The following is a 25,403-nucleotide window of genomic DNA, read 5'->3' as shown; positions in this document are numbered from 1 at the left end:
TCCGCCCGCGCTCCGGCCCGCCCGTCATACACCTCCGGCCGCCCCCTTGCGGGCGTATCGGCCATCTTCCCTCGCAATCGTGAAGATCCCGCTCCTGGCTGGCATATGCGGTTTTGCGCGCTCTACCTTCCGCAGCGGAGGTGGTTCGCATGAACGAACCCAGCAGGAAGCCCCACCCGGTCCAGCGCCACGGGGCGATCGACATCAATGACTTCGTGTACGCGGCGACCGGCGACCGTGTCCGGCGTCTGACCATGCCGGACGGGAGCCACTGGTTCCCGGCGGTGGACGTGTGCAAGCGACTGGGCTACACGACGCCCCGCAAGGCGCTGCTCGACCATGTTCCGGAGGATCACCGAGACAATCTCGAGACAGTGACTGGAAGTCACTGTCTCAGCATTCCCGCAGGCAGGAGCTGGCGCCGAGACTTGCAGCTCATCGATCTCCAGGGCCTGATCCTCCTCGTCAACGCCTGCACCAAGCCGGCCTGCGCCCCCTTCAAGCAGTGGGTCGCGGAAGTGATCGAGACCGTGCAGCGCGAGGGTTCCTACACCCTGGAGGAGGCCGAGGTGCAGCCTGCGGCACCGGGGTCGCCGATCGCCTACGCCATGCCCGAACAGGTCGCCGACGCCATCGTCCGGCTGGAGTCGCACAACCTCCAGGTGGACGAGGAGATTGCGAACGCACAGCGTGAATCGCTCGCCGTGCAGAAGGAGATGCTGGCCGCGCAGCAGGCGACGCTCGCCGCCCAGCAGGTCATCGCCCAGGCCATGCAGCGCATCGCGGACCGGCTGGACACCCCGGCCCTGGAGCGCCCCGCGCCGGTGGCGACCGCCGCCGGGCGGACCACCACAGAAGCCGTACTGGCCGACTGGCGGCGGCGGTTGTCCGTCACCGAGGACGTGTGGACGGTGGCCGTGGTGATCGCCCCCGTTCTCGTCGAGGAGGGCGAGCTGCGCCGGCCGCTCGAATCGATCGCGGCGCGCACCGGGCTGCCGGTGCGGCGGGTCAACGAGTGCCTGCGGATGCTGCGCAAGCACGCCTGCATCCGGTCGCGGGGCGCGGCGAAGGACGGGGCCCCGGTGTACGTGCTGAACCGCGCCTGAGCGCGGGCACAGCGGAGGGGCCGGTCGCAAACCAGAGTTGCGGCCGACCCCTCCAGGTCGCCGAGGCTAGCGGATCAGAGCCGTCAGGCCCAACTGATCAGCCGCTTGGGGCGTTCCAGGATCGCGGCGACGTCGGCCAGCACCTTGGAGCCCAGCTCGCCGTCGACCAGGCGGTGGTCGAAGGAGAGGGCGAGGGTGGTGACCTGGCGGGGCTTGACCTTGCCCTTGTGGACCCAGGGCTGGAGCTTGATCGCACCGACCGCGAGGATCGCGGACTCGCCGGGGTTGAGGATCGGCGTGCCCGTGTCGACGCCGAAGACGCCGACGTTGGTGATGGTGACCGTGCCGCCCTGCATGGCCGCCGGGGACGTCCGGCCCTCGCGGGCGGTGGCGACCAGCTCGCCCAGGGACTCGGCGAGCTGCGGGAGCGTCTTGGCGTGGGCGTCCTTGATGTTCGGCACGATCAGCCCCCGGGGGGTGGCCGCGGCGATGCCCAGGTTGACGTAGTGCTTGAGGACGATCTCCTGGGCGGTCTCGTCCCAGGACGCGTTGATGTCCGGGTGGCGCTTGATCGCGACCAGCAGCGCCTTGCTGATCAGCAGGAGGGGGTTCACGCGCAGTCCGGTGAACTCCTTGTCCTGCTTCAGCTCCTCTACGAGCTTCATGGTGCGCGTCACGTCCACGGTCACGAACTCCGTGACGTGCGGGGCGGTGAACGCGGAGCCGATCATCGCCGCCGCCGTGGCCTTGCGGACGCCCTTGACCGGGACGCGGGTCTCGCGGCCGGTGTCGTAGGAGGCGGCCGGTGCCGGGGCGGTGGCCGGGACAGCGGCCGGGGCGGCCGGGGCCTGCGCCGCAGGTTCCGCCGTCGCCGGGGCCGCTGCCGCGGCCGGGGTCGCCGTGGCCGCCGCGTGGACGTCCTCGCGCGTGATGACGCCGTCCGGGCCGGAGGGGACCACGGTCGTGAGGTCCACGCCGAGGTCCTTGGCCAGCTTGCGCACCGGAGGCTTGGCCAGCGGGCGCTCCCGCACCTCGGGGGCGGGTACGGCGCCGTGGCCGTTCAGCTCGGCCTGGACCGCCGTCGCCGCCGGGTTCGCCCCGGCGGTCTCGGCGCCCTTGCGCGGGCGGCGCTTGCTGGCGGACGTGGAGACGCCGTAGCCCACCAGGACCGGCTGGCGGCCCTCCGGCTTCGGCTCCTGGGCGGCCGGCCGGTCCTCGGCGGCCGGGGCCGCCTGGGCGGGCACCTCGGCCTGGGGCTCGGCCGGGGCCGCGCCCGCGACGGCCACCGCGATGATGGCCGTGCCCACGTCCACCGTGGTGCCCTCGGGGAAGCGCAGCTCGCGGACCACGCCGTCGTAGGGGATGGGCAGTTCGACGGCCGCCTTGGCCGTCTCGACCTCGCACACCACCTGGCCGTCGGTGACCGTGTCACCGGGCTGGACGTACCACTTGAGGATCTCGGCCTCGGTCAGCCCCTCGCCGACGTCCGGCATCTTGAACTCGCGTACGGACGCAACATCCGTCATCGTCGTCACGACCCTCTCCCTCAGTACGCCAGCGAGCGGTCGACGGCGTCGAGCACCCGGTCGAGGTCCGGCAGATAGGACTCCTCCAGGCGCGCCGGCGGGTACGGCGCGTGGTAGCCGCCGACCCGCAGGACGGGGGCCTCCAGGTGGTAGAAGCAGCGCTCGGTGATCCGGGCGGCGATCTCCGCGCCCGATCCGAAGAAGACCGGGGCCTCGTGGACGACGACCAGGCGGCGGGTCTTCTCCACCGACGCCTGCACGGAGTCGAAGTCCAGCGGGGAGACCGAACGCAGGTCCAGGACCTCCAGGGACTTGCCCTCCTCGGCGGCCGCCGCGGCGGCCTCCTGGCAGAGCTTGACCATCGGGCCGTAGGCGGCCAGCGTGAGGTCGGTGCCCTCGCGGACGACCTGCGCCCTGTGCAGCGGGGCGGGGATGGCCTCGGTGTCGACCTCGGCCTTGTCCCAGTAGCGCCGCTTGGGCTCGAAGTAGATCACCGGGTCGTCGCTCTGGATGGCCTGCTGCATCATCCAGTACGCGTCCGACGCGTTGGACGGGGAGACGATCTTCAGGCCCGCCACGTGCGCGAAGAGCGCCTCGGGGGACTCCGAGTGGTGCTCGACCGCGCCGATGCCGCCGCCGTAGGGGATGCGGACCACGACCGGCATCTTGACCTTGCCCAGCGAGCGGGCGTGCATCTTCGCCAGCTGGGTGACGATCTGGTCGTAGGCCGGGAAGACGAAGCCGTCGAACTGGATCTCCACCACGGGGCGGTAGCCGCGCAGGGCCAGGCCGATCGCCGTGCCGACGATGCCGGACTCGGCCAGCGGGGTGTCGATCACGCGGCTGTCGCCGAAGTCCTTCTGGAGGCCGTCGGTCACCCGGAACACACCGCCGAGCTTGCCGACGTCCTCGCCCATCACGAGGACCTTGGGGTCCGCTTCCAGGGCGCGGCGCAGCGACTCGTTGATCGCCTTGGCCAGGGCCATCTTCTCCGCCATCTCAGACCCCCTCGGCGTCCGCGAACGACGCCTGGTAGGCGGCGAACTGGGCGCGTTCCTCGTCGACGAGCGCGTGCCCGTCCGCGTACACGTTCTCGAAGATGGCGAAGTGGTCCGGGTCCGGCATGGCACGGACCGCCTCGCGCACTCGTTTGCCCAACGTCTCGCTCTCGGCTTCGAGTTCCGCGAAGAATCCCTCGTCCGCGTGGTGTGCCGCCTCCAGGTGGCGGCGCAGGCGCAGGAGCGGGTCCTTGGCCTCCCAGGCGGCCCGCTCGTCGTCGTGGCGGTAGCGGGTGGGGTCGTCGGAGGTGGTGTGGGCGCCCATGCGGTACGTGTACGCCTCGACCAGGGTGGGGCCCTCGCCGGCGCGGGCGCGCTCCAGCGCCCACCGGGTGACCGCGAGCGTGGCCAGCACGTCGTTGCCGTCGACCCGGACGCCGGGGAAGCCGTAGCCCTGCGCGCGCTGGTAGAGCGGCACCCGGGTCTGCTTCTCGGTCGGCTCGGAGATGGCCCACTGGTTGTTCTGGCAGAAGAACACCACGGGGGCGTTGTAGACGGCGGAGAAGGTGAAGGACTCCGCCACGTCGCCCTGGCTGGAGGCGCCGTCGCCGAAGTAGGCGATCACCGCGCTGTCGGCGCCGTCCTTGGCGACGCCCATGGCGTAACCGGTGGCGTGCAGCGTCTGCGAGCCGATGACGATCGTGTACAGGTGGAAGTTGTTGCCGTTCGGGTCCCAGCCGCCGTTGTTCACGCCGCGGAACATGCCGAGCAGGTTGGTCGGGTCGACCCCGCGGCACCAGGCGACGCCGTGCTCGCGGTAGGTCGGGAAGACGTAGTCGTCGTCGCGCAGGGCGCGGCCGGAGCCGATCTGGGCGGCCTCCTGGCCGAGCAGCGAGGCCCACAGGCCCAGCTCGCCCTGGCGCTGGAGGGCGGTGGCCTCGGCGTCGAACCGGCGGGTGAGCACCATGTCGCGGTACAGGCCGCGCAGGTCGTCGGCGGTGATGCCGGAGACGTACTTGTCGTACTCGGCGTTCTTGACGCGCTTGCCCTCGGGCGTGAGCAGCTGCACGAGGCCGGGCTCGGCACCCTTCGCGGCTGCGGCCTTCCTGGCGGTCGTGCGGGTGGTGCCCTTGGTGCCGGTGGTGCCGGCCGCCTTGGTGCCGGACGTGCCGGCCTTGCTTCCGGCGCTGCGTCGCGATGTGCGCGCGGCAGTGCTCTCCACGGTCACGTGTGCTCCTCCGTCGGTCCGGCCCCCGGGGTTGCCGGTAGGCCAGTGCGGCTCACCTGTTTCGACCACGGGGCACGGGGTGGGTGCCACTCGGCCGGGAACAGGCGTGACAGGTGCCCCGGCGAGCGCCCTGCAACAGCCACGTTACCCAGTGCTCCACATTTCTGGGAAACCCCTCCTGACCTGCGCGTTTCCTTGGATTTCCAAGTATTTTCGCTTGGACGTCCAAGTACCTCGCCGGGCACGGGGGGCAGCCGCTGGTCACAGCCTTGCAGGGGGCCGGAACACCGGCACGTTATCCCGGTCACCCCGTAGTCGGGAAGAGTTCACGAGTGGCCGGAACCGCTCTTGACCGTCCACGCCTCCACGCGGCCGAGGGCCCAGAAATCGGGACGAAGGGAGGACGAAGGGAGAACACCCCGGTGATCTCATGTGACCGAAAGCGACTTTCGATGACTGTCTGTGACAAGCCCCAGCTCACCGGCCCGGCCGTTGCCCTAGCATCTGCCGCGTGCAGCGCCCATGTGTACCACCCTCTGTGCCCCTCGCGCCCCCTCTGAACGCTTTGCTGCGCCGGTACGCCGCCGGTTCCGCCGTCGCCTGCGAACCGGTCGACCAGGGGCTGCTCAACCGCGGATACCGGCTGTGCACGACCCGTGGACGGTACTTCCTCAAGCACCACTTCGACCCCGACACCGCCGACCCCGCCTCGATCGCCCGCCGGCACCGCGCCACCCAGCGCCTGGCCGACCTCGGCGTCCCGGTGGCGCCCGCGCTGGCGGGCCGGGACGGGCGCACGGTCGCCGTCGTCGGCGGCCACGCCTACGCCCTGTACCCGTGGATCGACGGCAGGCACCGGCACGGCGGCCAGCTCACCACCGGCCAGTGCACCCGCCTGGGCGCGCTGCTGGGCGCCGTGCACGCCTGCCTGGAGCGCGTGATGCCCCCCAAGGCGCGCACCCGGCCCGCGCGGGGACCGCACCCGGTCGAGAGCGCCGACCCGGCCGACACCCTCACCCTGATCGACGACCTGCTCGGACACGTGCGCCGCCACCGGCCGCCGGACGCCTTCGACGAGCTGGCCCGGCACCGGCTCCTGGAGCGCCGCACCCTGCTGGAGCAGCACGCGGCCCGGCGCCCGCCGCCCGGCGGCCCGGTGGGCTGGGTGCACGGCGACTTCCACCCCTTCAACGTGCTCTACCGGGGGGACGCGCCCGCCGCGATCGTCGACTGGGACCGGCTCGGTGTGCAGCCGCGCGCGGAGGAGGCGGTCCGCGCCGCCGCGATCTTCTTCGTCCGGCCGGGCGGCACCCTGGACCTGCCCAAGATCACGGCCTACGCGCGCGCGTACCGGCGCGCGGCCGGGGCCACGGCCGCCGAGCTGGCCGCCGCCGTGCACCGGGTGTGGTGGGAGCGCCTCAACGACTTCTGGATGCTGCGCTGGCACTACGAGCGCGGCGACACCCGCGCCGATCCCCAGTTCCCGGCCGCCTCGGCGCTGGTGGTGTGGTGGACGAAGGAGTACGACGCGGTGTGCGGGGCGTTCGCGCAGTAGGACGGGCCCAGAGGCCGTGCGGGGGCCCGGGACAGCGGGCGGACACGCGCACGCGCGCGTGGAGCCCTGTCGGGGTTCCACGCGCGCGTGCGGGTGTGCTCAGTGGTCGCCCGCGGCGCCGTCCGAGGTGCCGGGGGTGCCGCCGCCGTCACCGGTGCCCTCGTTCGTCCCGCCGGTCGGCGGCGGGGAGTTGTTGGTGCCGCCGCTGCCGCCGCCGGGCGGCGTCGTCTGCGCCGGCGGGCTGGATGCCTCGTGGGAGGGCTCTTCCGAGGGCTCGTCGCTCGTGTCGTCCGTGGGCTTCTGGGACGGCGACCACGACGGCCGCTGCGAGGGCTTGTGGTCCCAGCCGGAGCCCGCCGAACCCGATCCGGTGTCGGTGGACGAGTCCGAGGGCTGCCCGGTCGAGTCGTCGGTCGGGCTGGAGCTGGGCTGGTCGTCCTGGGTGGACTGGGTGGCCGAGGGCGAGGTGGTGGTGCCGGTGGTGCCGCCGTCACCGCCCTTGCCGCCGGTGCTGTGCAGAGCCAGCGCCACGCCCGCCGCGATGGCGACCACCGCGAGCACGGCGAGGATCCACAGCTTGCCCCGGCCGCCCTCGCGCCGGTTGCCGTGCCCCTCGAAGCCGCCGTCGTCGCGGTTCCCGTACCCGGAGGGCAGGATCGGCTGCGGGATCTGCGTGGTGCCGGCGTGGGCCTCGCCGTGGTGCGGCATCACCGTCGTGCCGGCGAAGCCGGACGCCGGGGTGTGCCGGGCGTCGGGGGCCGCCACCGGACCGGTGTTCCAGGTGCCGGTGTGGCCGCCCTGCTCGTAGAGCATCTGGAGGGAGTACTGGACCAGGCCGCGCATCTCCTCGGCGGTCTGGAACCGGTCGTCGGGCTCCTTGGCGAGCGAGCGCATGACCAGGCCGTCGAGTTCGGGCGGGCAGGCGCCGCCCGAGGTCGACGACGGCGGCACCGGCATGTCCTGGACGTGCTGGTAGACCACCGACAGCGGGGTCTCGCCGGTGAACGGAGGACGCAGCGCGAGGAGTTCGTACAGCAGGCAGCCGGTGGCGTACAGGTCGGAGCGGTGGTCGACGGCCTTGCCGAGGGCCTGCTCCGGGGAGAGGTACTGCGGGGTGCCCATCACCATGCCGGTCTGCGTCATCGTCGTGGACGCCCCGTGCAGGGCGCGGGCGATGCCGAAGTCCATCACCTTCACGGCGCCGTGGTCGGTGATGATGACGTTGGCGGGCTTGATGTCGCGGTGCACGATGCCGTGCTGGTGCGAGTAGGCCAGCGCCTCAAGGACTCCGGAGACGATGATCAGCGCCTGCTCGGGGCCCGGCGCCTCGGCGTTGAGCAGCAGGTCGCGGATGGTGCGGCCCTCGACCAGCTCCATCACGATGTACGGCACGGACTGGCCGCCCACGACGTCCTCGCCGGAGTCGTACACGGCGACGATCGCGTGGTGGTTGAGACCGGCCACGGACTGCGCCTCGCGCGTGAAGCGGGCCTTGGAGACGGGGTCCTCGGCCAGGTCCGCGCGGAGCAGCTTGACGGCGACCGTGCGGCCCAGCCGTACGTCCTCGGCCGCGAACACCTCGGCCATGCCGCCCCGGCCGAGCCGGTGCGTCAGCCGGTACCGGCCGTCGCCGACCAGACCGCCGTTGCCCCACATCTCCGGCATGTCCGACATGCCGCCGCCGCCAGACGCCTCGGGGTCGGACGGGCCCTGGGCGCGTTGCGTCTGGTCCATCAGTCCTCGCCGTCGTTTCTGCCCGCGGGTGCGCGGTGTTGTCACGGTCTTCGTCGGCCACGCTACAGGCTCGGCGCAAGCCGCCGGTCCGGGTTCACCGCGGGGACCGGTCCGGGACGGACCGGCCATCAAACCGCGAGCGGCTGCCGTCGTGCAAATCCCGTGTACCGGCCGTACGACCGCTGTAACGCTTGCGCGACGCTTCTTTCGCGTACGGTCACGGAACGGGCACCGAGCTTGACGTGTCGGTGCCCTGGGGCAGACTTGGCCGGGAATAACACTTCCGATCATCGAGATCCGGACATGAGGTCAGGTCACGTCCGGTCCCGGGGACCGTCGACGGACAGCCGATCGCGCGCGAGGCAGCCGCTGCCGCCGCGCGCTACATGGGGGACGCAGAAGATGAGCCAGGACGGCGCACAGAGCCGGTTCGCGGGGCGGGCGCTGGCCGGCGGCCGGTACCAGCTGCGCGACTTGCTCGGCGAGGGCGGCATGGCCTCGGTCCATCTCGCCTACGACTCCGTGCTCGACCGCCAGGTCGCGATCAAGACACTCCACACCGAGCTGGGCCGGGAACCGGCGTTCCGCGAGCGGTTCCGCCGCGAGGCCCAGGCGGTGGCCAAGCTCACGCACACCAACATCGTCTCGGTGTTCGACACCGGCGAGGACACGCTGGACTCCATGACGACGCCGTACATCGTCATGGAGTACGTCGAGGGCCGGCCGCTGGGCTCGGTGCTCGACGAGGACGTGCGCCGGCAGGGCGCGATGCCCGCCGACCAGGCGCTGAAGGTCACCGCCGATGTGCTGGCCGCCCTGGAGATCAGCCACGAGATGGGCCTGGTCCACCGGGACATCAAGCCGGGCAACGTGATGGTGACCAAGCGCGGCGTCGTCAAGGTCATGGACTTCGGCATCGCCCGCGCCATGCAGTCCGGCGTCACCTCGATGACCCAGACCGGCATGGTCGTCGGCACCCCGCAGTACCTCTCGCCCGAACAGGCCCTGGGCCGTGGCGTGGACGCGCGCTCCGACCTGTACTCGGTCGGCATCATGCTGTTCCAGCTGGTCACCGGGCGGCTGCCGTTCGACGCTGACTCGCCGCTGGCCATCGCGTACGCGCATGTGCAGGAGGAGCCGGTCGCGCCCTCCTCGGTCAACCGCGCGCTGCCCCCGGCGGTGGACGCGCTGGTCGCCCGCGCGCTGAAGAAGAACCCCAACGAGCGCTTCCCGAGCGCCGAGTCGATGCGCGACGAGTGCCTGCGCGTGGCGGCCTCCTTCCAGGCGGCCCCGCCCAGCATCGTCCCGGGTTCCCAGGCGCCGAGCGGCGCGGGCGTCGGCTCCGCGGTGTTCCCGCCGGTCGACGCCGCGCCGCCGGTCGCCGGCCAGGTGCACACGCCGTACCAGCCCGCCCCGGCGCCGCACCCGTACGGCACCCCGGCCCCGGGCCCCGCCCCCACGCCGTCGTACGGCTATCCGCAGCAGGCGGCCGGGTACCAGACCCCGCCCGCCGCCTCGCCGTACGCCCCGCAGCAGGCGTCGACGCCCCCGCCGTACAACCTCTCCCCGCAGTCCCCGCCGGCCTCCTCGGGCGGCTCGCCGGGCGGCCGGGGGAACAACAAGGTGGTCATCCTCGCCTCGGCGGCCGTCGCCGTGATCGCCGTCGCCGGTCTGATCGCCGCGCTGCTCCTGAACGGCGGCGGTGACGACGACAAGGCCAAGGGCGACGACACCGGCACGAGCGCGAGCCCCGGATCCTCCTCGGCCCCCGTCGAGGGACACCGCGGCCCCGACACCTCGAAGACGATCAGCGCGAGCGCCTGCAAGGAACCGCAGGAGTCGTACAACGACCCCAAGCTGATCAAGGTGCCGAACTTCCAGTTCAAGTACATCGGCTCGGTCAAGGAGTGCCTCCAGGCGGCCGGCTGGCACCTGAAGGAGGTCAAGCAGGATGAGAACACCTACGGCCAGGGCACGGTCATGAGCCAGTTCCCCGCCGCCGACACGGACGTCGACCCGAAGAACATGCCGACGATCCAGCTCTACGTGTCGACGGGCGACCCGGCGACGTCCTGACCGGCGGCCTCGCTCGGCGAACGGACACGGAGGAGGGCCCGGCAGCGAGGCTGCCGGGCCCTCCTCCGCTCATGTCCGTGTGCGTGCGGCCGGAGGCGGCCGGTGCGCGGTCTACAGGTACGGGCCGCCGGAGCGGCCGCCCGTGCGCGGGTCCTCGACGACGCCCTCGTGGCCGACGCCCGGCGGCAGGGCGCGGCGCATCTGCTCCAGCTGGGCGCGGGCGGCCATCTGCTGGGCGAACAGGGTGGTCTGGATCCCGTGGAAGAGGCCCTCCAGCCAGCCCACCAGCTGCGCCTGCGCGATCCGCAGCTCCGCGTCGCTGGGGGTGCCCTCGTCGGTGAACGGCAGCGAGAGGCGCTCCAGCTCCTCGACCAGTTCCGGCGCCAGGCCGTCCTCCAGCTCCTTGACCGAGCTGGCGTGGATCTCCTTGAGCCGGGCCCGGCTGGCGTCGTCCAGCGGGGCGACCCGCACCTCTTCCAGCAGCTGTTTGATCATGCTGCCGATCCGCATGACCTTGGCGGGCTGCTCCACCTGCGCCGTGACCGGGGTCTCGTGCGAGTCGTCGTCCCCGCCGCCTCCGAGCGCCATGCCGTCCTGGCCCACGACCAGGATCTGCGGATTCTCCGGCGACCGTTCGTTCCTCGGCATCTCCATACCGCCATTCTCTCGCACCCGTACCCTTCACCTCCCCGGTGCCCCCCGCGGACGGTGATCCACCGTGCCGCGCCCGGGGCGTCGGCCGGCGGCGCGGTCGCCCCGGCCGGGCCGCACCGGGGATTCGACCCGGCGGCCGAACCCGGAATGCCGGATCGCTCCGGTGATGTGACTGTGGTGGCACTGAACCACTGACCGGCCACCGTGAGGGGGTCCCCGGGGTGACTCCATGGCTGCCGCGCACCGCGCCGGGGGCGGCGGGACGGCTGATCGCGCCGGTACCGGTCCTGCTGGCGGCGCTGGTCCTGTCCGGCGGCGCCGCCTCGGCGCAGCCGCAGCCGCAGCCGCCCGGCCCGTCGCCCTCCGCCTCGGCGCCCGGGACGCCCGTACCCATGCCCTCCGCCACGGCGACGCGCGCCGCACCTTCGACGGCCCCGGCGCGTCCGCCCGCCCCGGAACACCCGGCACACGCCTCGTCCCCCGCGCCCGCCGCCCCGGTCCTCCTCCAGGCCGCCTCCCCGGCGGCGCCGCCCTCCCGCCACGAGCCGTCCGGCGAGGACGACGAGGACGAGGGGCGGCGCCCGGGGCGGGCGCACCGGCACGAGGACGGGGTGAAGGACGGCGACCGCCGACCGCCGTGGCAGGACGGGGAGGGCCGTCGGGATGCCTCCTCGCCCGGTACGCCGACGGCCGCCTCCCGCTCGCCCGGGGCGTCCGCCGCCCCCCTGGCGTCCGCGTCCGCCCGGCCGTCCGCCCCCCGGCAGCCGGGCGGTACCGCGGCCGGTCCGGTCCTGGAGATGCTGCCGCTCGGCAGCGGACTGGTCCTGATCGGGCTCGGTCTGGGGCTGGCGTTCATCGCCCTGCGGGTGCGCCGGACCTAGAGACGTCCGTCCGGGTCGGGCCGGAGCGCGGGTCGGGCCGTGCGCGGCCGGTCAGGAGGCGACCAGCAGCACCTTGCCGATGTGGCCGCTCTCCTCCACGATCCGGTGCGCGGTCGCGGCGTCGCGCATGGGCACCTCGCGGTCGACGATCGGACGGACGTGCCCGTCCGCGATCAGCGGCCAGACGTGCTCGCGTACGGCGGCCACGATCGCCGCCTTCTCGTCGAGCGGGCGGGCCCGCAGCGAGGTCGCGCTGATCGCGCCCCGCTTGGCCAGCAGGGCGCCGATGTTCAGCTCGCCCTTGGCGCCGCCCTGCATGCCGATGATCGCGAGCCGGCCGTTGACGGCGAGCGCCCGGACATTGCGGTCCAGGTACTTGGCACCCATGTTGTCCAGGATGACATCGGCGCCGGCCCCGTCCGTGGCCCGCCGGATCTCCTCGACGAAGTCCTGCTCGCGGTAGTTGATCAGGATGTCGGCGCCCAGCTCGGCGCAGCGGTCCAGCTTCTCCCGGGTGCCGGCCGTGACGGCGACCCGCGCACCGGCGGCCTTCGCCAGCTGGATCGCCATGGTGCCGATACCGCTGGAGCCGCCGTGCACGAGCAGGGTCTCGCCGGGGCGCAGATGGGCGACCATGAAGACGTTCGACCACACGGTGCAGACCACCTCGGGCAGGGCCGCCGCCTGCCGCAGGTCCACGCCCTGCGGGACGGGCAGCAGCTGTCCGGCCGGTACGGCGGTCTTCTCGGCGTAGCCACCGCCCGCGAGCAGGGCGCACACCTCGTCGCCGACCGCCCAGCCGGACACCCCGGGGCCGAGCGCGGCGATCCGTCCGGAGCACTCCAGGCCGGGGTGGCGGGAGGCGCCGGGCGGCGGGTCGTAGTGGCCCTGGCGTTGCAGGATGTCGGCCCGGTTGACGGCGCCGGCCACCACCTCGACCAGCACCTCCCCCTCGGCGGGCACGGGATCCGGCACCTCGTCCCACACCAACGCCTCGGGGCCACCGGGTTCGGGAATCGTGATCGCATGCATGGGGCCGACGCTACTCCTCGCCCCGTCCCGCACCACCGGGCGGCGGCATCCGCGCGCCGGGCCGGGCCGGGCCGGTGACGCACGGGCGCCAGGGCCCAGGCGATCAGTCCTGCGGCAGCGGGCGGATGTCCGGGGTGACCTGCGTGCCGGGCGTGGCCCGCACGATGGTGATCAGGCGGTCCGTCAACTGGAGGGAGGCGGCGGCCGGGTCGTCGTACCCGAGCACCCGGTGCCCGCGGACGACGCTGACCACCAGGTCGTCGATCTCGCGCGGACTGCGGCCCGTCTCGGCCTTTATGACGGGCCGTTCGACGATGTCCAGCCCGCTGCCCTGCTGGATGAGGTCCTCCATGACCATGCCGGCGGCCGGGCTGAGCACCGAGAGGCCCAGCAGCCGTCCGGCCGCGCTCGCGCTGGTGATCACGGCGTCCGCGCCGGACTGCTTGAGCAGCGGGGCGTTCTCCTCCTCGCGCACCGCGGCGACGATCTTCGCGCTCCGGTTGAGCTGCCGGGCCGTCAGCGTCACCAGGACGGCCGTGTCGTCCCGCTGTGTGGCGATGATGATCTGCCGCGCCCGGTGGACCTCCGCCCGCTTCAGCACCTCGCTGCGCGTGGCGTCGCCGATGACCCCGGCGTACCCCTCGGCCGTGGCCACGTCGATCGCCTTGGAACTGGGGTCGACCACGACGACCTGCTGTTTCTTCAGTCCGGTCGCGCAGACGGTCTGGATCGCCGACCGCCCCTTCGTCCCGAAGCCGACGACGACGGTGTGATCGCGCAAGGTGGACCTCCAGCGGCTCTGGCGCCATTCCTCACGGGTGCGCTCGGTGAGGACTTCGAGCGTGGTGCCGACGAGGATGATCAGGAACAGCACGCGCAGCGGCGTGATGACGAGGATGTTGGTGAGCCGGGCGCTGTCGCTGACAGGTGTGATGTCGCCGTACCCGGTGGTGGAGAGCGTCACCGTCGCGTAGTACGCCGAGTCGAGGAGGTCCACGGTCTGGTCGGCGCTGTCGTGGTAGCCCTCGCGGTCGACGTAGACGACCACGACGGTCACCACCAGCACCAGCAGTGCCATGGCAAGTCGCTTCGCGACCTGGCGTATGGGACGGTCGACGAGTTTCCTCGGGAGTTTCACCCGATGGGTCACGAGATGCTCGTCCGCCTGGCGGGCGATCGCATCATGGCCCGGAAGTTTCACGTGAAACACACTCCGATTCCGGCGGCGGCCCAGGGCAGATCGAGTAGTTCGGCCTCCTGGCCCGCGCGAAGGCCGCCCGCCGGTACGACGGCCAACGCGTCGGCCGCGGCGACACCCCGCAGCATGGCAGGCCCGTTGTAGCGCAGCGGGACCGCATGGTCGCCGCGCAGTACGGAGGGCACGAGCCGGGTGTCGTGCGGATGGCCGTGCACCGCGTCCCGCAGCGGCAGCGTGTACGGCTCCGGGGCCGGGCGCGCGGCCAGGACGCGCAGCAGCGGTTCGGCGAGCGTGATCAGCCCGGAGACGGCGGCGAGCGGGTTGCCGGGCAGCCCGACGAGGTGCTGGTCCTCCTTGGTGCGGGCCAGCAGCATGGGATGGCCGGGGCGTACATCGACACCGTCCACCAGGAGATCGGCGCCGAGGCTGCGCAGGGTGGGGCGGACATGGTCGACGGGCCCGGCGGCGGTGCCCCCGGTGGTGACGATGAGATCGGCGGCGGACCGGCTCAGGGCTTTCTGCAGCGCCTTGGCGTCGTCTCCGATACGGCGGACCGAGGCCACCTCGGCGCCCAGCGCACGCAGCCAGGACGGCAGCATCGGGCCGAGCGCGTCCCGGATCCGGCCCTCTCGGGGCAGGCCCTCGGTGAGCAGTTCGTCGCCGAGCACGAACACGTCGACGCGCGGCCGGGGTACGGCGGTCAGCGTGTCGTACCCGGCCGCCGCCGCCAGGCCCAGCACGGCCGGGGTGACCAGGGTCCCGGCGGGCAGCAGGTGCTCACCGGAACGGCACTCCTGTCCACGGGGCCGGATGTCCTGGCCGTGGCTCAGCTCCCGGACCGAGTGCAGCCGGCCCTTGGCGTCCGTGCGGCCGTGCTCGGTACGCAGCACGGCGGTGGTGTCCTGCGGGATCCGGGCGCCGGTCGCGATGCGGGTCGCCGTGCCGTCGGTCAGCGGCTCGGGCTGCGCGTCCCCGGCCAGGGAGCCGCCCTCGCGGACGTCCCACGGCCCGGGTCCGGCGACCGCCCAGCCGTCCATCGCTGAGGTGTCGAAGGAGGGCAGATCGGTGAGGGCGGCGACGGGCTCGGCCAGGACCAGGCCCAGGGCGGCGTCCAGGGCGACCGAGACGGGGGAGCGACGGGCGGTGCCCCGCGCGGCCCGGCCGGCGATCTCCCGGGCCGCGGGCCAGGACGTCGTGCTCGGGTCGGTCTGCGAGAGATACGGGGTGCCGTACGGGATCGGACCGGAACCGGTCCCGTGTCCGGGGGAGGCGGCGCCGTCCGCTGCGGAGGCGGGGCCGCCGCCGGTCCGGTGGCCGGGGCCGAAGCCGCCGCCGGGGCCGGGCAGGTGGCTGCCGCCGGGCAGGTGGCCGCCACCGCAGAGGTCGCCGCTGCCCGTGAGGTGACCCGCGCCGCCGTTCGCGAGCGCGAGCGCCTCCTCGACGTCGAGGTCCTCGGTGTCCCGGGCGCCGGCTGCCTTCCCCGCGTCCTCGCCGGTCTGCGCGCCGCGGGCCGTCATCCGGCGTCCGGACCGGTGCGAAGGGTACGGCCGGTGTCCGAGGGGGAGTCGGGCGTGCGGCCGACGTCGGGGCGGGTGTCGGGCGTGTGGCCGGCGTCCGGGCGGGTGTCGGGCGTGGCGTCGGGCGCCACGTCGGGTTCGCCCGCCGCGCTGTCCTCGTCCGCCCAGCGCAACGCCAGTGCCGCCGCCTTGCGGGCCGCCTCGGCGACCGCCTCGGGGCCCGCCCCGGCCTGCCGCGCCGCCGCGTAGCCGACGAGGAAGGTGGTCAGGGGCGCCGCGGGCCGGGCCACGCCGTGCGCGGCGTCGCGGGCGAGGTCGAGCAGTACTCCGGTGTCGACGTCCAGGTCGATGCCCAGCTCGTCCTTGACTGCGGAAATCCATTCATCCAGCACGTGCCCATGCTCCCTGATGCGTGCCCTGGCGGTGGCGATGTCGTCCCAGGTGTCGCAGTCGAACGAGGCGACGTCGTCCGGAACACGGGTGAGGTCGAGCACCGCGGTCAGCCGGCGCAGCGGCAGCCCGTCGAGCGTGCCGTGCTCCTGGGCGAGCCCCGCCAGCCCGCGGCGCAGCGCGGACGCGCGGTAGGCCGCCACGAGCGGCTGGTCGCGGCCGTCGGCGTCGGTGAGCAGCGCGCCGTCGGCGCGGCCCGCCCGCAGGGCGGCGAGCAGCCGCCGTACCGCGTCCGGCCGCAGGAAGGGCAGGTCGGCGGAGAGGAGGACGACGAGATCAGCGGAGGTGCGGGCCAGTCCCGCGGCGAGCGCGGCGAGCGGGCCGCCGCCGGGCGGCTCCTCGCGCGCCCATCGCACGGGCCGCGCGGTGGGCCGGGGATCGGCCACGACGACGGTGAGGGACGCGTCGGCGCACGCGCCGAGCACCCGGTCGAGCAGGGCCCTGCCCCCGACCCGCACCCCCGGCTTGTCCACCCCGCCCAGCCGCCGCGCGGCACCCCCGGCGAGGACGACGACGTCGTGGGCGGGGGAGGACGGGACGCTGGACGGAGCCACGGCGCTGGACAGGGGTGCGGCGCCGGACGGGCAAGCGACGCCGGGCGAAGGCCGGGCGTCTGCCCGGGACGGGAACGGGGACGGAGAAGGGCCACCTACCGGAGGCAGGTTCCCGGATGAAGGCGGTTCACCGTCCGGCGGTGGATCCCCGGCCTGCGACAGATCCCCGGTCGCGGACGGGTCACCGGCCGGAGGCGGATCACCGGCTGGGGCGTCCTGGGCGCCGACGGGCTCGTGAGCGGTCACCCTCCGAGTATGCGTCCCGCCCGCGCGGGCCCGGAACGCGGGCGCGCGCCGGACCCGCCGGCCGCCCCGGGCCGGGCGGTTCGCACAGACCGGCCCTTGCCCGACCGGCCCTCACAACGTGCGCAGCAGCACCGCCGGCTGTTCCACGCAGTCGGCCACGTAGCGCAGGAAGCCGCCCGCCGTACCGCCGTCGCACACCCGGTGGTCGAAGGTGAGCGAGAGCTGGACGACCTGCCGGACGGCCAGCTCGCCTTCGTGCACCCAGGGTTTGGGGACGATACGGCCGACACCGAGCATGGCCGCCTCGGGGTGGTTGATGATCGGTGTGGAGCCGTCGACGCCGAAGACGCCGTAGTTGTTCAGCGTGAAGGTCCCGCCGGTCAGCTCCCCCGGCGTGAGCGCGCCGGTCCGGGCCGCCTCGGTCAGCCGGGCGAACTCGGCCGTCAGCGCCTCGGCGCCCCGCGCGTGCGCGTCCCGTACGACGGGGACGACCAGCCCGCGGTCGGTCTGTGCGGCGAAGCCCAGGTGGACGTGGCCGAGCCGGACGATCTCCCGGGCCTCCGTGTCGACTCTGGAGTTCAGCTCCGGGTACCGGGCGAGCGCGGCCGTGCAGATCCGCGCGAGGAGGGCGAGCAGGGAGATCTTCGGCGCGCCCGCGGCGTTCATGGCCTGCCGTGCGCGCAGCAGCTCCGTCGCGTCGGCGTCGACCCAGCAGGTCGCGTCGGGGATCTCCCGGCGGCTGCGGGACAGCTTGTCGGCGACGGCCCCGCGGACGCCCTTGAGCGGGACACGGGTCTCCGCGCCGGTTGCGGACAGCCCCGCGGGAGGGGCGGCGACGACCGGCTCGGCGGACACGGACGGTACCGACGCGCCGGACGACGCCGCCTCCCCCGTCCTGCGGAGCGCTTCCTCCACGTCCGCGCGCAGGATGAGCCCGTCGGGCCCGGAGCCCGGCAGCCGCCGCAGGTCCAGCCCGTGCTCGCGGGCGATTCTGCGCACCAGCGGTGAGATCACGGGCACCGGCCCGTCGACCGGCCGCGAAGCGCCGCCCACGGCCACCGGCGACTCGTCCACCGCGGGTACCGAGTCCTCGGAGGCCCCGGAAGTCCCGGAGGTCCCGGAGTCCCTGGTGGTCGTCGCCCGCGCGGCGGTGGTGACGGCGGACCCGCCGCCGGGCACCGGACGCACCCGGCGGCGGCGCGCCGGGGGTTCCGCCGTGCCGTAGCCCACCAGCACCTTGCCGGAGCCGTCGCCCGAGCCCGCCGGAGCGCCGGTGCCGTCGACACCGCCGCTGCCGTCGACGCCACGGGTGCCACCGGTGCCGCTCGCCGCGGCCGGTCCGGACGGCGCCGCCGACTCCCCGACCGCGACGGTGAGCAGCGGCGCCCCCACCGGAAGCTCCGCCCCCTCCTCGCCGAAGCGCGCGGTGACCACGCCTCCGTAGGGGCAGGGCACCTCGACCATGGCCTTGGCCGTCTCGACCTCGACCACCGGCTGGTCGACGGCGACGACGTCGCCCACCTCGACCAGCCAGCGGACGATCTCCGCCTCGGTGAGCCCCTCCCCGAGGTCGGGCAGCCTGAACTCCAGCACCTGTGCCATCAGCCCTCGGCCTCCCACTGCAGACGCGCGACGGCGTCCAGGATCCGGTCGACACCGGGCAGGTGGTGCCGCTCCAGCATCGGCGGCGGGTAGGGGGTGTCGAACCCGGCCACGCGCAGCACCGGCGCCTCCAGGTGGTGGAAGCAGCGCTCGGTGACGCGGGCGGCGATCTCCCCGCCCGGTCCGCCGAAGGAGTGCGACTCGTGGACGACGACCGCGCGCCCGGTGCGCCGGACCGAGGCGCACACCGTCTCGTCGTCGAACGGCACCAGCGAACGCAGATCGACGACCTCCAGGTCCCAGCCCTCGGCACGGGCCGCCTCGGCGGCTTCGAGGCAGACGGGCAGGGAGGGGCCGTAGGTGACGAGGGTGGCGCTGCGGCCGGTGCGCCGCACCACCGCGCGGCCGATCGGCTCGACGCCCGGCGGTTCCTCCGGGTTCCAGGTGTCCTTCGACCAGTACAGCCGCTTGGGTTCGAGGAAGACGACGGGGTCGTCGGAGGCGATGGCGGCGCGCAGCAGTCCGTAGGCGTCGGCGACGGTGGCGGGCGTGACGACATGGAGCCCCGGGGTCGCCATGTAGTACGCCTCGGAGGAGTCGCTGTGGTGTTCGACGCCGCCGATGCCGCCGCCGTAGGGGATACGGATGGTCAGGGGCAGCGGCAGCCGTCCGCGCGTGCGGTTGCGCATCTTGGCGACATGGCTGGCGAGCTGCTCGAACGCCGGGAAGGCGAAGGCGTCGAACTGCATCTCGACGACCGGGCGCAGTCCGTACATGGCCATGCCGACGGCGGTGCCGAGGATGCCGGCCTCGGCCAGCGGTGTGTCGGTGCAGCGGTCCTCGCCGAACTCGGCGGTGAGGCCGTCGGTGACCCGGAAGACCCCGCCCAGGGCGCCGACGTCCTCCCCCATGACGTGCACGGCCGGGTCCGCGGCCATGGCGTCGCGCAGCGCGCGCGTGAGGGCCTGGGCCATGGTGGCCGGTTTGAGCGCGACGGTGGTCATCGGGCGGTGCCCTCCTCGGCCTCGGCCGCCAGCTCCGCCCGCAGCAGGGCCTGCTGCTCGCGCAGTTGCGGGGTCGGTTCGGCGTAGACATGGGCGAACAGGTCCGCGGGGTCGAGCGCCGGGTCCTGGTTCATCCGCTCGCGCAGCCGCGCGGCCATCGCCTCGGCGTCCTCGCGGACGGCCGCGATGCCGTCCTCGTCGAGCAGTCCACGCCCGGTCAGCTCCCGCTCCAGCAGCAGGACGGGGTCGTGGTCGCGCCAGGCCGCCACCTCGGCGTCGTCCCGGTAGCGGGTGGCGTCGTCGGCGTTGGTGTGGGCGTCGATGCGGTAGGTCACCGCCTCGACCAGGGTCGGGCCGCCGCCCGCGCGCGCGTGCCGTACGGCGTCGGCGAGGACCTCGTGGACGGCCGCCGCGTCGTTGCCGTCGACCAGGCGGCCCGGCATGCCGTAGCCGACGGCCTTGTGCGCCAGAGAGGGCGCCGCCGTCTGCTTGGCGAGCGGGACGGAGATGGCGAAGCCGTTGTTCTGCACCAGGAAGACGACCGGTGCCTGCCAGACGGCGGCGAAGTTCAGCGCCTCGTGGAAGTCGCCCTCGCTGGTGCCGCCGTCGCCGACCAGGGCCAGCGCGACCACGTCGTCGCCCTTGAGCCGGGCGGCGTGGGCGAGGCCCACGGCGTGCGGGAGCTGGGTGGCCAGCGGGGTGGAGAGCGGGGCGACGCGGTGCGCGCGGGAGTCGTAGCCGGTGTGCCAGTCGCCGCGCAGCAGGGTGAGGGCCTCCACGGGGTCCACCCCGCGGGCCACGACGGCGAGCGTGTCGCGGTAGCTGGGGAAGAGCCAGTCGTCGTCCTGGAGGACGAGCGCGGCGGCGACCTCGCACGCCTCCTGGCCGGTGCTGGACGGGTAGACGGCGAGGCGGCCCTGCTTGGTGAGGGCGGTGGCCTGCGCGTTGAACCTGCGACCGCGCACCAGATGCGCGTACAGACGGCGCAGCAGCTCGGGGTCGGCCTGCGCGGCCGCCTCGGTGCCCAGGACGCGATGGGGCTCCGCGTCCGGCAGCAGCGGCGCGGGGTCGGTTCGGGGCTGCCAGGCGGGCGGCGGCGATGGCCGGTACGCACCCCGCTGCTCCATGACCGTCATGACGGGCACCTCCTCGTGGGAGCGGCTACGGGAGGCGCGTCGGCTGTGACTCGCCCCACCTACCGATTGTTCGGTCGTCGGCACATTTTGGCTACATGCGGCCCCAGGCTGTGGACAAACGGTTCTCCACAGCTTGCTATAGACGCAGTACGTCCATGACGGAGAGGTGGGGGGACATGGCATCTGAACAAATGGCCGAGAACGCCGGGCGCACGGAGGACGGCGGCGAGTCCGCCCCGCCGCCCGCACGTCCGCTGGACGCCGTCGACCAGGACATCCTGCGGATGCTCCAGGCGGACGGCCGCGCCTCGATACGGTCGGTCGCCGAGCGGGTCCACGTCTCGCGCGCCAACGCCTACGCCCGCATCAACCGCCTCGTCGAGGACGGGGTCATCCGCGGTTTCGGCGCCCGCGTCGACCATGAGCGCGCCGGGCACAGCACGTCCGCCTACATCACGCTGACGATCGTGCAGAACTCCTGGCGCACGGTGCGCGAACAGCTGCGGCGCCTGCCCGGGGCCTCGCACATCGCCCTGGTGGGCGGGGACTTCGACGTCCTGCTGCTGGTGCACACCCCCGACAACCGGGCCCTGCGCGAAGTGGTGTTCACCCGGATCCAGGCCATCCCGGAGGTGCTCAGCACCCGCACCCTGCTGGTGTTCGAGGAGGAGGACCTGGAACCGCAGGGGTGAGCGCCGCCCTCGCACGGGCCGTCCGTCAGCCCGTCCGTCAGGAGGCGGCCGCCACCGAGCCGGCCGGCGGTACGGCCATCGGCGCGGGCACCGGCGCGCAGCCGAGCCCGGCACCCGCGGCCTCGTCCCGCACGGCGCCCGGTACCCGGTCGTGCCCGTACGGCCGCTCACGCCGCCGGTCCCGGCCGGTCAGCCCGACCTGCGCAGCCCGCCGAAGACGAGCCGCACCACGGCGTCGGCCACGTCCTGCTCGCTCGCCCCGCCGCCGTCCGGGCGGTACCACTCCACGATCGAGTTGATCATCCCGAAGACCAGCCGGGTCGCCAGCCGCACCTCCACGTCGGTGCGCACATCGCCCTCGGCGGCCGCCGCCTTCAGCAGCTCGGCCACCCGGTGGTCGAAGGTGCGCCGCCGCTCCAGCGCCCAGCGCTCGGTCCCGGTGTTGCCACGCACCCGCAGCAGCAGCGTCACATAGGGCAGTTCGGCGGTGAGCACCTCGACCATGCGCCGTACGACGTACTCCAGGCGCTCGGCGGCGCCGCCCACGCGCGCGTGCTCCTCGTCGAGGATCCCGAAGAGCCCGTCGAGCGCCCGGGTGACCGCCCGGCGCAGCAGTTCCTCCTTGCCGGCGACATGGTGGTAGATCGACGACTTGGAGATGCCCGCGGCCTTGGACAGGTGCTCCATGGAGGTGCCGTCGTAGCCGCGCTCGTTGAAGACCCGCACGGCCACCGACAGCAGCGTCTGGGGCGTGTACGTGTCGCGTCTGGCCGTGGTCATGAGGCGGCCTCCCGCTTGTCGGTGGCGTACGCGTGGCGGTACAGCGCGAGGGACGGGGCGTAGCGTCCGGACGGATCGCGCAGATGCAGGTCGTCCAGGAGTCCGTAGGCCCAGGTGCGGCCGAGGCGGCGGCTCCATTCGAAGGGGCCCAGGGGGTAGTTGACGCCCAGGCACATCGCGGTGTCGATGTCCTCCTCGGTGGCCACTCCCTTGGCGACGGCGTCGTGCGCCAGGTCGATGATCCGTGCGACCGTGCGCGCCACGATCATGCCGGGGACGTCCCCGATGACGCTGACGGCCTTGCCGAGCGCCTGGAAGAGGCCGATGGCCTCGGACAGGGTCCGCGGGGAGGTGTCCTGGGAGGCGGACAGCGCGATCCGGGTGGCGCGGCGGTAGTCGAGGGCGAGGTCGAAGTAGACGACGTCGCGGAACTCCACGGAGCTCTGACCGTCGGCGAGGACCAGCTGTCCGCCGCTCGGCAGCACCAGGCGGGTGCCGTGGTCCTCGTCCTCCTCGCGGACCTGGATGCCCGCCTCGCGGACGAGGGCGAGCACCTCCGCCGCCGGTCCCATGTCGCCCTCGGCGACGACGTAGGCGGGCGGCTGCGCGGGCTCGGCGGTGTGCGGTTCGGGGCGCTCGGCGCCCTCCCCGTACTCGTACCAGCCGTGGCCGCTCTTGCGGCCGAGCCGGCCCGACTCCACCAGGCGCCGCTGGGCCAGCGAGGGGGTGAAGCGCACGTCCTGGAAGAAGGACCGCCATACGGAGTGCGTGACGGACTCGTTGACGTCCTGGCCGATGAGATCGGTCAGCTCGAAGGCGCCCATCCTGAAACCGCCGGACTCGCGCAGCACGGCGTCGATGGTGGCGGGGTCGGCCGCCTGCCCCTCGTGGACGGCGAACGCCTCGGCGTAGAAGGGGCGGGCGATGCGGTTGACGATGAAGCCGGGGGTGTCGGCGCAGGCGACCGGGGTCTTGCCCCAGGCGCGGGCCGTCTCGTACGCGCGCGTGGCCGAGGTGACGTCGGTGGCGAAGCCGGAGACCACCTCGACCAGCGGCATCAGCGGCGCCGGGTTGAAGAAGTGCAGGCCGACGAAGCGGCCGGGGCCGCGCAGCGCACCGCCGACGGCGGTGACCGACAGGGACGAGGTGTTGGTGGCGATCAGGCAGTCGTCGGCGACGATGCCCTCCAGCTCCGTCAGCAGGGCCCGCTTGGCGTCCAGGTCCTCCAGGACGGCCTCGACGACGAGGGCGCAGTCGGCCAGCTCGGCGAGGCTTTCCGCGGGCGCGAGCCGGGCGCGGGCCGCGTCCCGTTCGGCGCCGGTGAGCCGGTCCTTCTCGACGAGCCGGTCGAGCCGGGCGCCGATCGCGGCGGCCGCCTCGGCGGCCTTCCCGGGCAGAGCGTCGTACAGACGTACGACGTGGCCCGCGACCAGCGCGACCTGGGCTATGCCCTGGCCCATGGTGCCGGTGCCGACGACGGCCACGGGGCTGCTGAGGTCGAGTGCTGTCATGTGCGCGATCCTCCCGCACGGCGTTTTCACGGACGCGGCGGACCCCCCTGGCCCGACTTTTCCACAGATGCGGCGGACCCCCTTGTCCCGACCGATCGTTCGGTTACTCTAACCCTGACCGGCCGTCCACGCCCATGGTTCCGCCAGGTCATGAGCTCGACGAAGAGTTCTCCAGACAAGGAGTTGGTCCCGCATGGCCGCCGCACCGACCGCGCACGAGCTGATCGCCCGCCACCGGCCCACTCTCGACCAGGCGCTGGAGGCCATCCGCACGCGCGCGTACTGGTCGCCCCACCCCGAGCACCCCAAGGCCTACGGGGAGCACGGCAGCCTGGACGCCGCGGCGGGCAAGGCCGCCTTCGACGCCCTGCTGGGCACCCGCCTCGACCTCGGCCAGCCCGGCACCGACGACTGGGTGGGCGGCGAGATCTCGCCGTACGGCATCGAGCTGGGCGTGACGTATCCGCACGCGGACCTCGACGTGCTGCTGCCCGCCATGCGCGCCGGACAGCGGGCCTGGCGCGAGGCGGGCGCGGAGCTGCGGGCCGCGGTCTGCCTGGAGATCCTGCACCGGATCAGCGACCGGACGCACGAGTTCGCGCACGCGGTCATGCACACCTCCGGCCAGGCCTTCATGATGGCGTTCCAGGCGGGCGGCCCGCACGCCCAGGACCGCGGCCTGGAAGCGGTGGCGTACGCGTACGCGGAGCAGACGCGCACCCCCGACACAGCGGAGTGGAGCAAGCCGCAGGGCAAGCGCGATCCGCTCGCCCTCACCAAGACGTTCACCCCGGTCCCCCGCGGCACCGCCCTGGTCATCGGCTGCAACACCTTCCCGACGTGGAACGGCTACCCGGGCCTGTTCGCCTCCCTGGCCACCGGTAACGCGGTCCTGGTCAAGCCGCACCCGCGCGCGGTGCTGCCGCTCGCCCTCACCGTGCGCACCGCCCGCGAGGTGCTGGCCGAGGCCGGCTTCGACGCGAACCTGGTGGCGCTGGCCGCCGAGCGGCCCGGCGAGGGCATCGCCAAGGCCCTCGCCACCCGCCCCGAGATCCGGATCATCGACTACACCGGCTCCACGGCCTTCGGCGACTGGCTGGAGGCCAACGCCCGCCAGGCCAAGGTGTACACGGAGAAGGCCGGGGTCAACACGGTCGTCCTGGAGTCGACCGGCGACTACAAGGGGATGCTCGCCAACCTGGCCTTCTCGCTGTCCCTGTACAGCGGCCAGATGTGCACCACCCCGCAGAACCTGCTGATCCCCCGGGACGGCATCCGCACCGACCAGGGCCCCAAGTCCTTCGACGAGGTGGCCGCCGACCTCGCCAAGGCGGTGGACAGCCTGCTCGGCGACGACGCTCGGGCGAACGCCCTGCTCGGCGCGATCGTCAACCCGGACGTCAAGGCCCGCCTCGAGGCCGCGGCGGCGCTCGGCGAGGTCGCCCTCGCCTCCCGCGAGATCGCCAACCCCGACTTCCCGGACGCCGTGGTGCGCACCCCGGTGATCGTGAAGCTGGACGGCGCCAAGCCGGAGGCCGAGGCCGCCTACCTGAGCGAGTGCTTCGGACCGGTCTCCTTCGCGGTCGCCGTCGACTCGGCCGCCGACGCGGTGGAGCTGCTGCGGCGCACCGTCCGTGAGAAGGGCGCGATGACGGTGGGCGCCCACACGACCGACGACGAGGTCGAGCGGGCGATCGAAGAGGTGTGTCTGGAGGAGGCGGCCCAGCTGTCGCTGAACCTCACCGGCGGGGTGTACGTCAACCAGACCGCGGCCTTCTCCGACTTCCACGGCTCGGGCGGCAACCCCGCGGCCAACGCGGCCCTCACGGACGGCGCGTTCGTGGCCGACCGCTTCCGGGTGGTGGAGGTCCGCCGCGACGCGTGATCCCGGAGCTGCCGAGGGCCCCGGCCGCTCCGGGGCCC

At 73.5% G+C, this 25,403-nt stretch carries 20 protein-coding genes; 6 read left to right on the top strand and 14 right to left on the bottom strand.

Annotated features, from left to right (window positions below; all coding sequences use genetic code 11):
- Positions 1–149: 149 nt before the first annotated feature.
- Entirely contained in the window at positions 150–1,106 is a 957-nt protein-coding gene (locus tag A8713_RS16125; protein WP_064534186.1) for a BRO-N domain-containing protein, read from the top strand.
- An 83-nt stretch (positions 1,107–1,189) separates the two neighbouring features.
- Here A8713_RS16125 and A8713_RS16120 read toward each other — a convergent pair whose 3' ends face one another.
- Genes A8713_RS16120 through pdhA (A8713_RS16110) form a run of 3 tightly spaced genes read right to left on the bottom strand, consistent with a single transcriptional unit; the run spans position 1,190 to position 4,858 of the window.
- Entirely contained in the window at positions 1,190–2,641 is a 1,452-nt protein-coding gene (locus tag A8713_RS16120) for a dihydrolipoamide acetyltransferase family protein (RefSeq protein WP_064534184.1), read from the bottom strand.
- A gap of 11 nt (positions 2,642–2,652) precedes the next feature.
- A complete protein-coding gene (locus A8713_RS16115) occupies positions 2,653–3,630 on the bottom strand; it encodes an alpha-ketoacid dehydrogenase subunit beta (protein ID WP_018569126.1) in 978 nt (325 codons plus the stop codon).
- A 1-nt stretch (position 3,631) separates the two neighbouring features.
- Entirely contained in the window at positions 3,632–4,858 is a 1,227-nt protein-coding gene (gene pdhA / locus A8713_RS16110) for a pyruvate dehydrogenase (acetyl-transferring) E1 component subunit alpha (protein ID WP_064534182.1), read from the bottom strand.
- A gap of 538 nt (positions 4,859–5,396) precedes the next feature.
- Here pdhA (A8713_RS16110) and A8713_RS16105 point away from each other — a divergent pair.
- Positions 5,397–6,413 carry a phosphotransferase gene (locus A8713_RS16105; RefSeq protein ID WP_173860856.1) on the top strand — a complete coding sequence of 339 codons (1,017 nt, stop codon included), beginning with the start codon at positions 5,397–5,399 and terminating at the stop codon, positions 6,411–6,413.
- 99 nt (positions 6,414–6,512) lie between these two features.
- On the opposite strand, the gene A8713_RS16100 is transcribed toward A8713_RS16105, so the two are convergent.
- Positions 6,513–8,147, bottom strand: a complete 1,635-nt coding sequence (locus A8713_RS16100; RefSeq protein ID WP_064534180.1) for a protein kinase domain-containing protein — start codon at positions 8,145–8,147, stop codon at positions 6,513–6,515.
- Between the two features lie 402 nt (positions 8,148–8,549).
- Between A8713_RS16100 and A8713_RS16095 the strand changes: the two genes are divergently transcribed.
- A complete protein-coding gene (locus tag A8713_RS16095; protein WP_064534179.1) occupies positions 8,550–10,223 on the top strand; it encodes a protein kinase domain-containing protein in 1,674 nt (557 codons plus the stop codon).
- A 111-nt stretch (positions 10,224–10,334) separates the two neighbouring features.
- Here the strand turns inward: A8713_RS16095 and A8713_RS16090 are convergent, their stop codons facing one another.
- Complete coding sequence (locus A8713_RS16090; protein WP_018569131.1) at positions 10,335–10,877, bottom strand: bacterial proteasome activator family protein; 543 nt, start codon at positions 10,875–10,877, stop codon at positions 10,335–10,337.
- 221 nt (positions 10,878–11,098) lie between these two features.
- Between A8713_RS16090 and A8713_RS33580 the strand changes: the two genes are divergently transcribed.
- Positions 11,099–11,758: a hypothetical protein gene (locus A8713_RS33580; RefSeq protein WP_064534177.1), complete on the top strand. Its 660-nt coding sequence runs from the start codon at positions 11,099–11,101 to the stop codon at positions 11,756–11,758.
- A 51-nt stretch (positions 11,759–11,809) separates the two neighbouring features.
- On the opposite strand, the gene A8713_RS16080 is transcribed toward A8713_RS33580, so the two are convergent.
- From A8713_RS16080 to pdhA (A8713_RS16050), 7 genes are all read right to left on the bottom strand, one after another.
- A complete protein-coding gene (locus A8713_RS16080) occupies positions 11,810–12,790 on the bottom strand; it encodes an NAD(P)H-quinone oxidoreductase (protein WP_064534175.1) in 981 nt (326 codons plus the stop codon).
- A gap of 103 nt (positions 12,791–12,893) precedes the next feature.
- A complete protein-coding gene (locus A8713_RS16075; protein ID WP_064534173.1) occupies positions 12,894–13,991 on the bottom strand; it encodes a potassium channel family protein in 1,098 nt (365 codons plus the stop codon).
- Entirely contained in the window at positions 13,988–15,505 is a 1,518-nt protein-coding gene (locus A8713_RS16070; protein WP_064534171.1) for a molybdopterin molybdotransferase MoeA, read from the bottom strand. Before A8713_RS16070 ends, A8713_RS16075 begins: the two co-directional genes overlap by 4 nt.
- Positions 15,502–16,509, bottom strand: coding sequence for an NTP transferase domain-containing protein (locus A8713_RS16065; RefSeq protein WP_079158992.1), 1,008 nt, complete (start codon positions 16,507–16,509; stop codon positions 15,502–15,504). Before A8713_RS16065 ends, A8713_RS16070 begins: the two co-directional genes overlap by 4 nt.
- Before the next feature lie 357 nt (positions 16,510–16,866).
- Positions 16,867–18,357, bottom strand: a complete 1,491-nt coding sequence (locus A8713_RS16060; protein ID WP_064534169.1) for a dihydrolipoamide acetyltransferase family protein — start codon at positions 18,355–18,357, stop codon at positions 16,867–16,869.
- Positions 18,357–19,361 carry an alpha-ketoacid dehydrogenase subunit beta gene (locus A8713_RS16055; protein WP_064534167.1) on the bottom strand — a complete coding sequence of 335 codons (1,005 nt, stop codon included), beginning with the start codon at positions 19,359–19,361 and terminating at the stop codon, positions 18,357–18,359. Before A8713_RS16055 ends, A8713_RS16060 begins: the two co-directional genes overlap by 1 nt.
- Positions 19,358–20,497 carry a pyruvate dehydrogenase (acetyl-transferring) E1 component subunit alpha gene (gene pdhA / locus A8713_RS16050; RefSeq protein ID WP_064534165.1) on the bottom strand — a complete coding sequence of 380 codons (1,140 nt, stop codon included), beginning with the start codon at positions 20,495–20,497 and terminating at the stop codon, positions 19,358–19,360. Before pdhA (A8713_RS16050) ends, A8713_RS16055 begins: the two co-directional genes overlap by 4 nt.
- A 191-nt stretch (positions 20,498–20,688) precedes the next feature.
- Between pdhA (A8713_RS16050) and A8713_RS16045 the strand changes: the two genes are divergently transcribed.
- Positions 20,689–21,189: an Lrp/AsnC family transcriptional regulator gene (locus tag A8713_RS16045; protein ID WP_064534163.1), complete on the top strand. Its 501-nt coding sequence runs from the start codon at positions 20,689–20,691 to the stop codon at positions 21,187–21,189.
- A gap of 189 nt (positions 21,190–21,378) precedes the next feature.
- Here A8713_RS16045 and A8713_RS16040 read toward each other — a convergent pair whose 3' ends face one another.
- On the bottom strand, positions 21,379–21,969 hold the full coding sequence (locus A8713_RS16040; protein WP_064534161.1) for a TetR/AcrR family transcriptional regulator: 591 nt from the start codon (positions 21,967–21,969) through the stop codon (positions 21,379–21,381).
- The gene (locus A8713_RS16035; RefSeq protein ID WP_064534159.1) at positions 21,966–23,480 is read right to left on the bottom strand and encodes a 3-hydroxyacyl-CoA dehydrogenase; all 1,515 of its coding nucleotides are present in this window, start codon (positions 23,478–23,480) and stop codon (positions 21,966–21,968) included. The genes A8713_RS16040 and A8713_RS16035 overlap by 4 nt, the downstream gene beginning before the upstream one ends.
- A 193-nt stretch (positions 23,481–23,673) precedes the next feature.
- Here A8713_RS16035 and paaN point away from each other — a divergent pair, with 193 nt between their 5' ends.
- A complete protein-coding gene (gene paaN, locus A8713_RS16030) occupies positions 23,674–25,365 on the top strand; it encodes a phenylacetic acid degradation protein PaaN (protein ID WP_064534157.1) in 1,692 nt (563 codons plus the stop codon).
- The last annotated feature ends 38 nt before the right edge of the window (positions 25,366–25,403 follow it).

Origin of the sequence: Streptomyces sp. SAT1 (assembly GCF_001654495.1) — a bacterium.
In the GTDB taxonomy this organism is placed as follows: domain Bacteria; phylum Actinomycetota; class Actinomycetes; order Streptomycetales; family Streptomycetaceae; genus Streptomyces; species Streptomyces andamanensis.
This window is presented reverse-complemented; position numbering and strand designations above follow the sequence as displayed.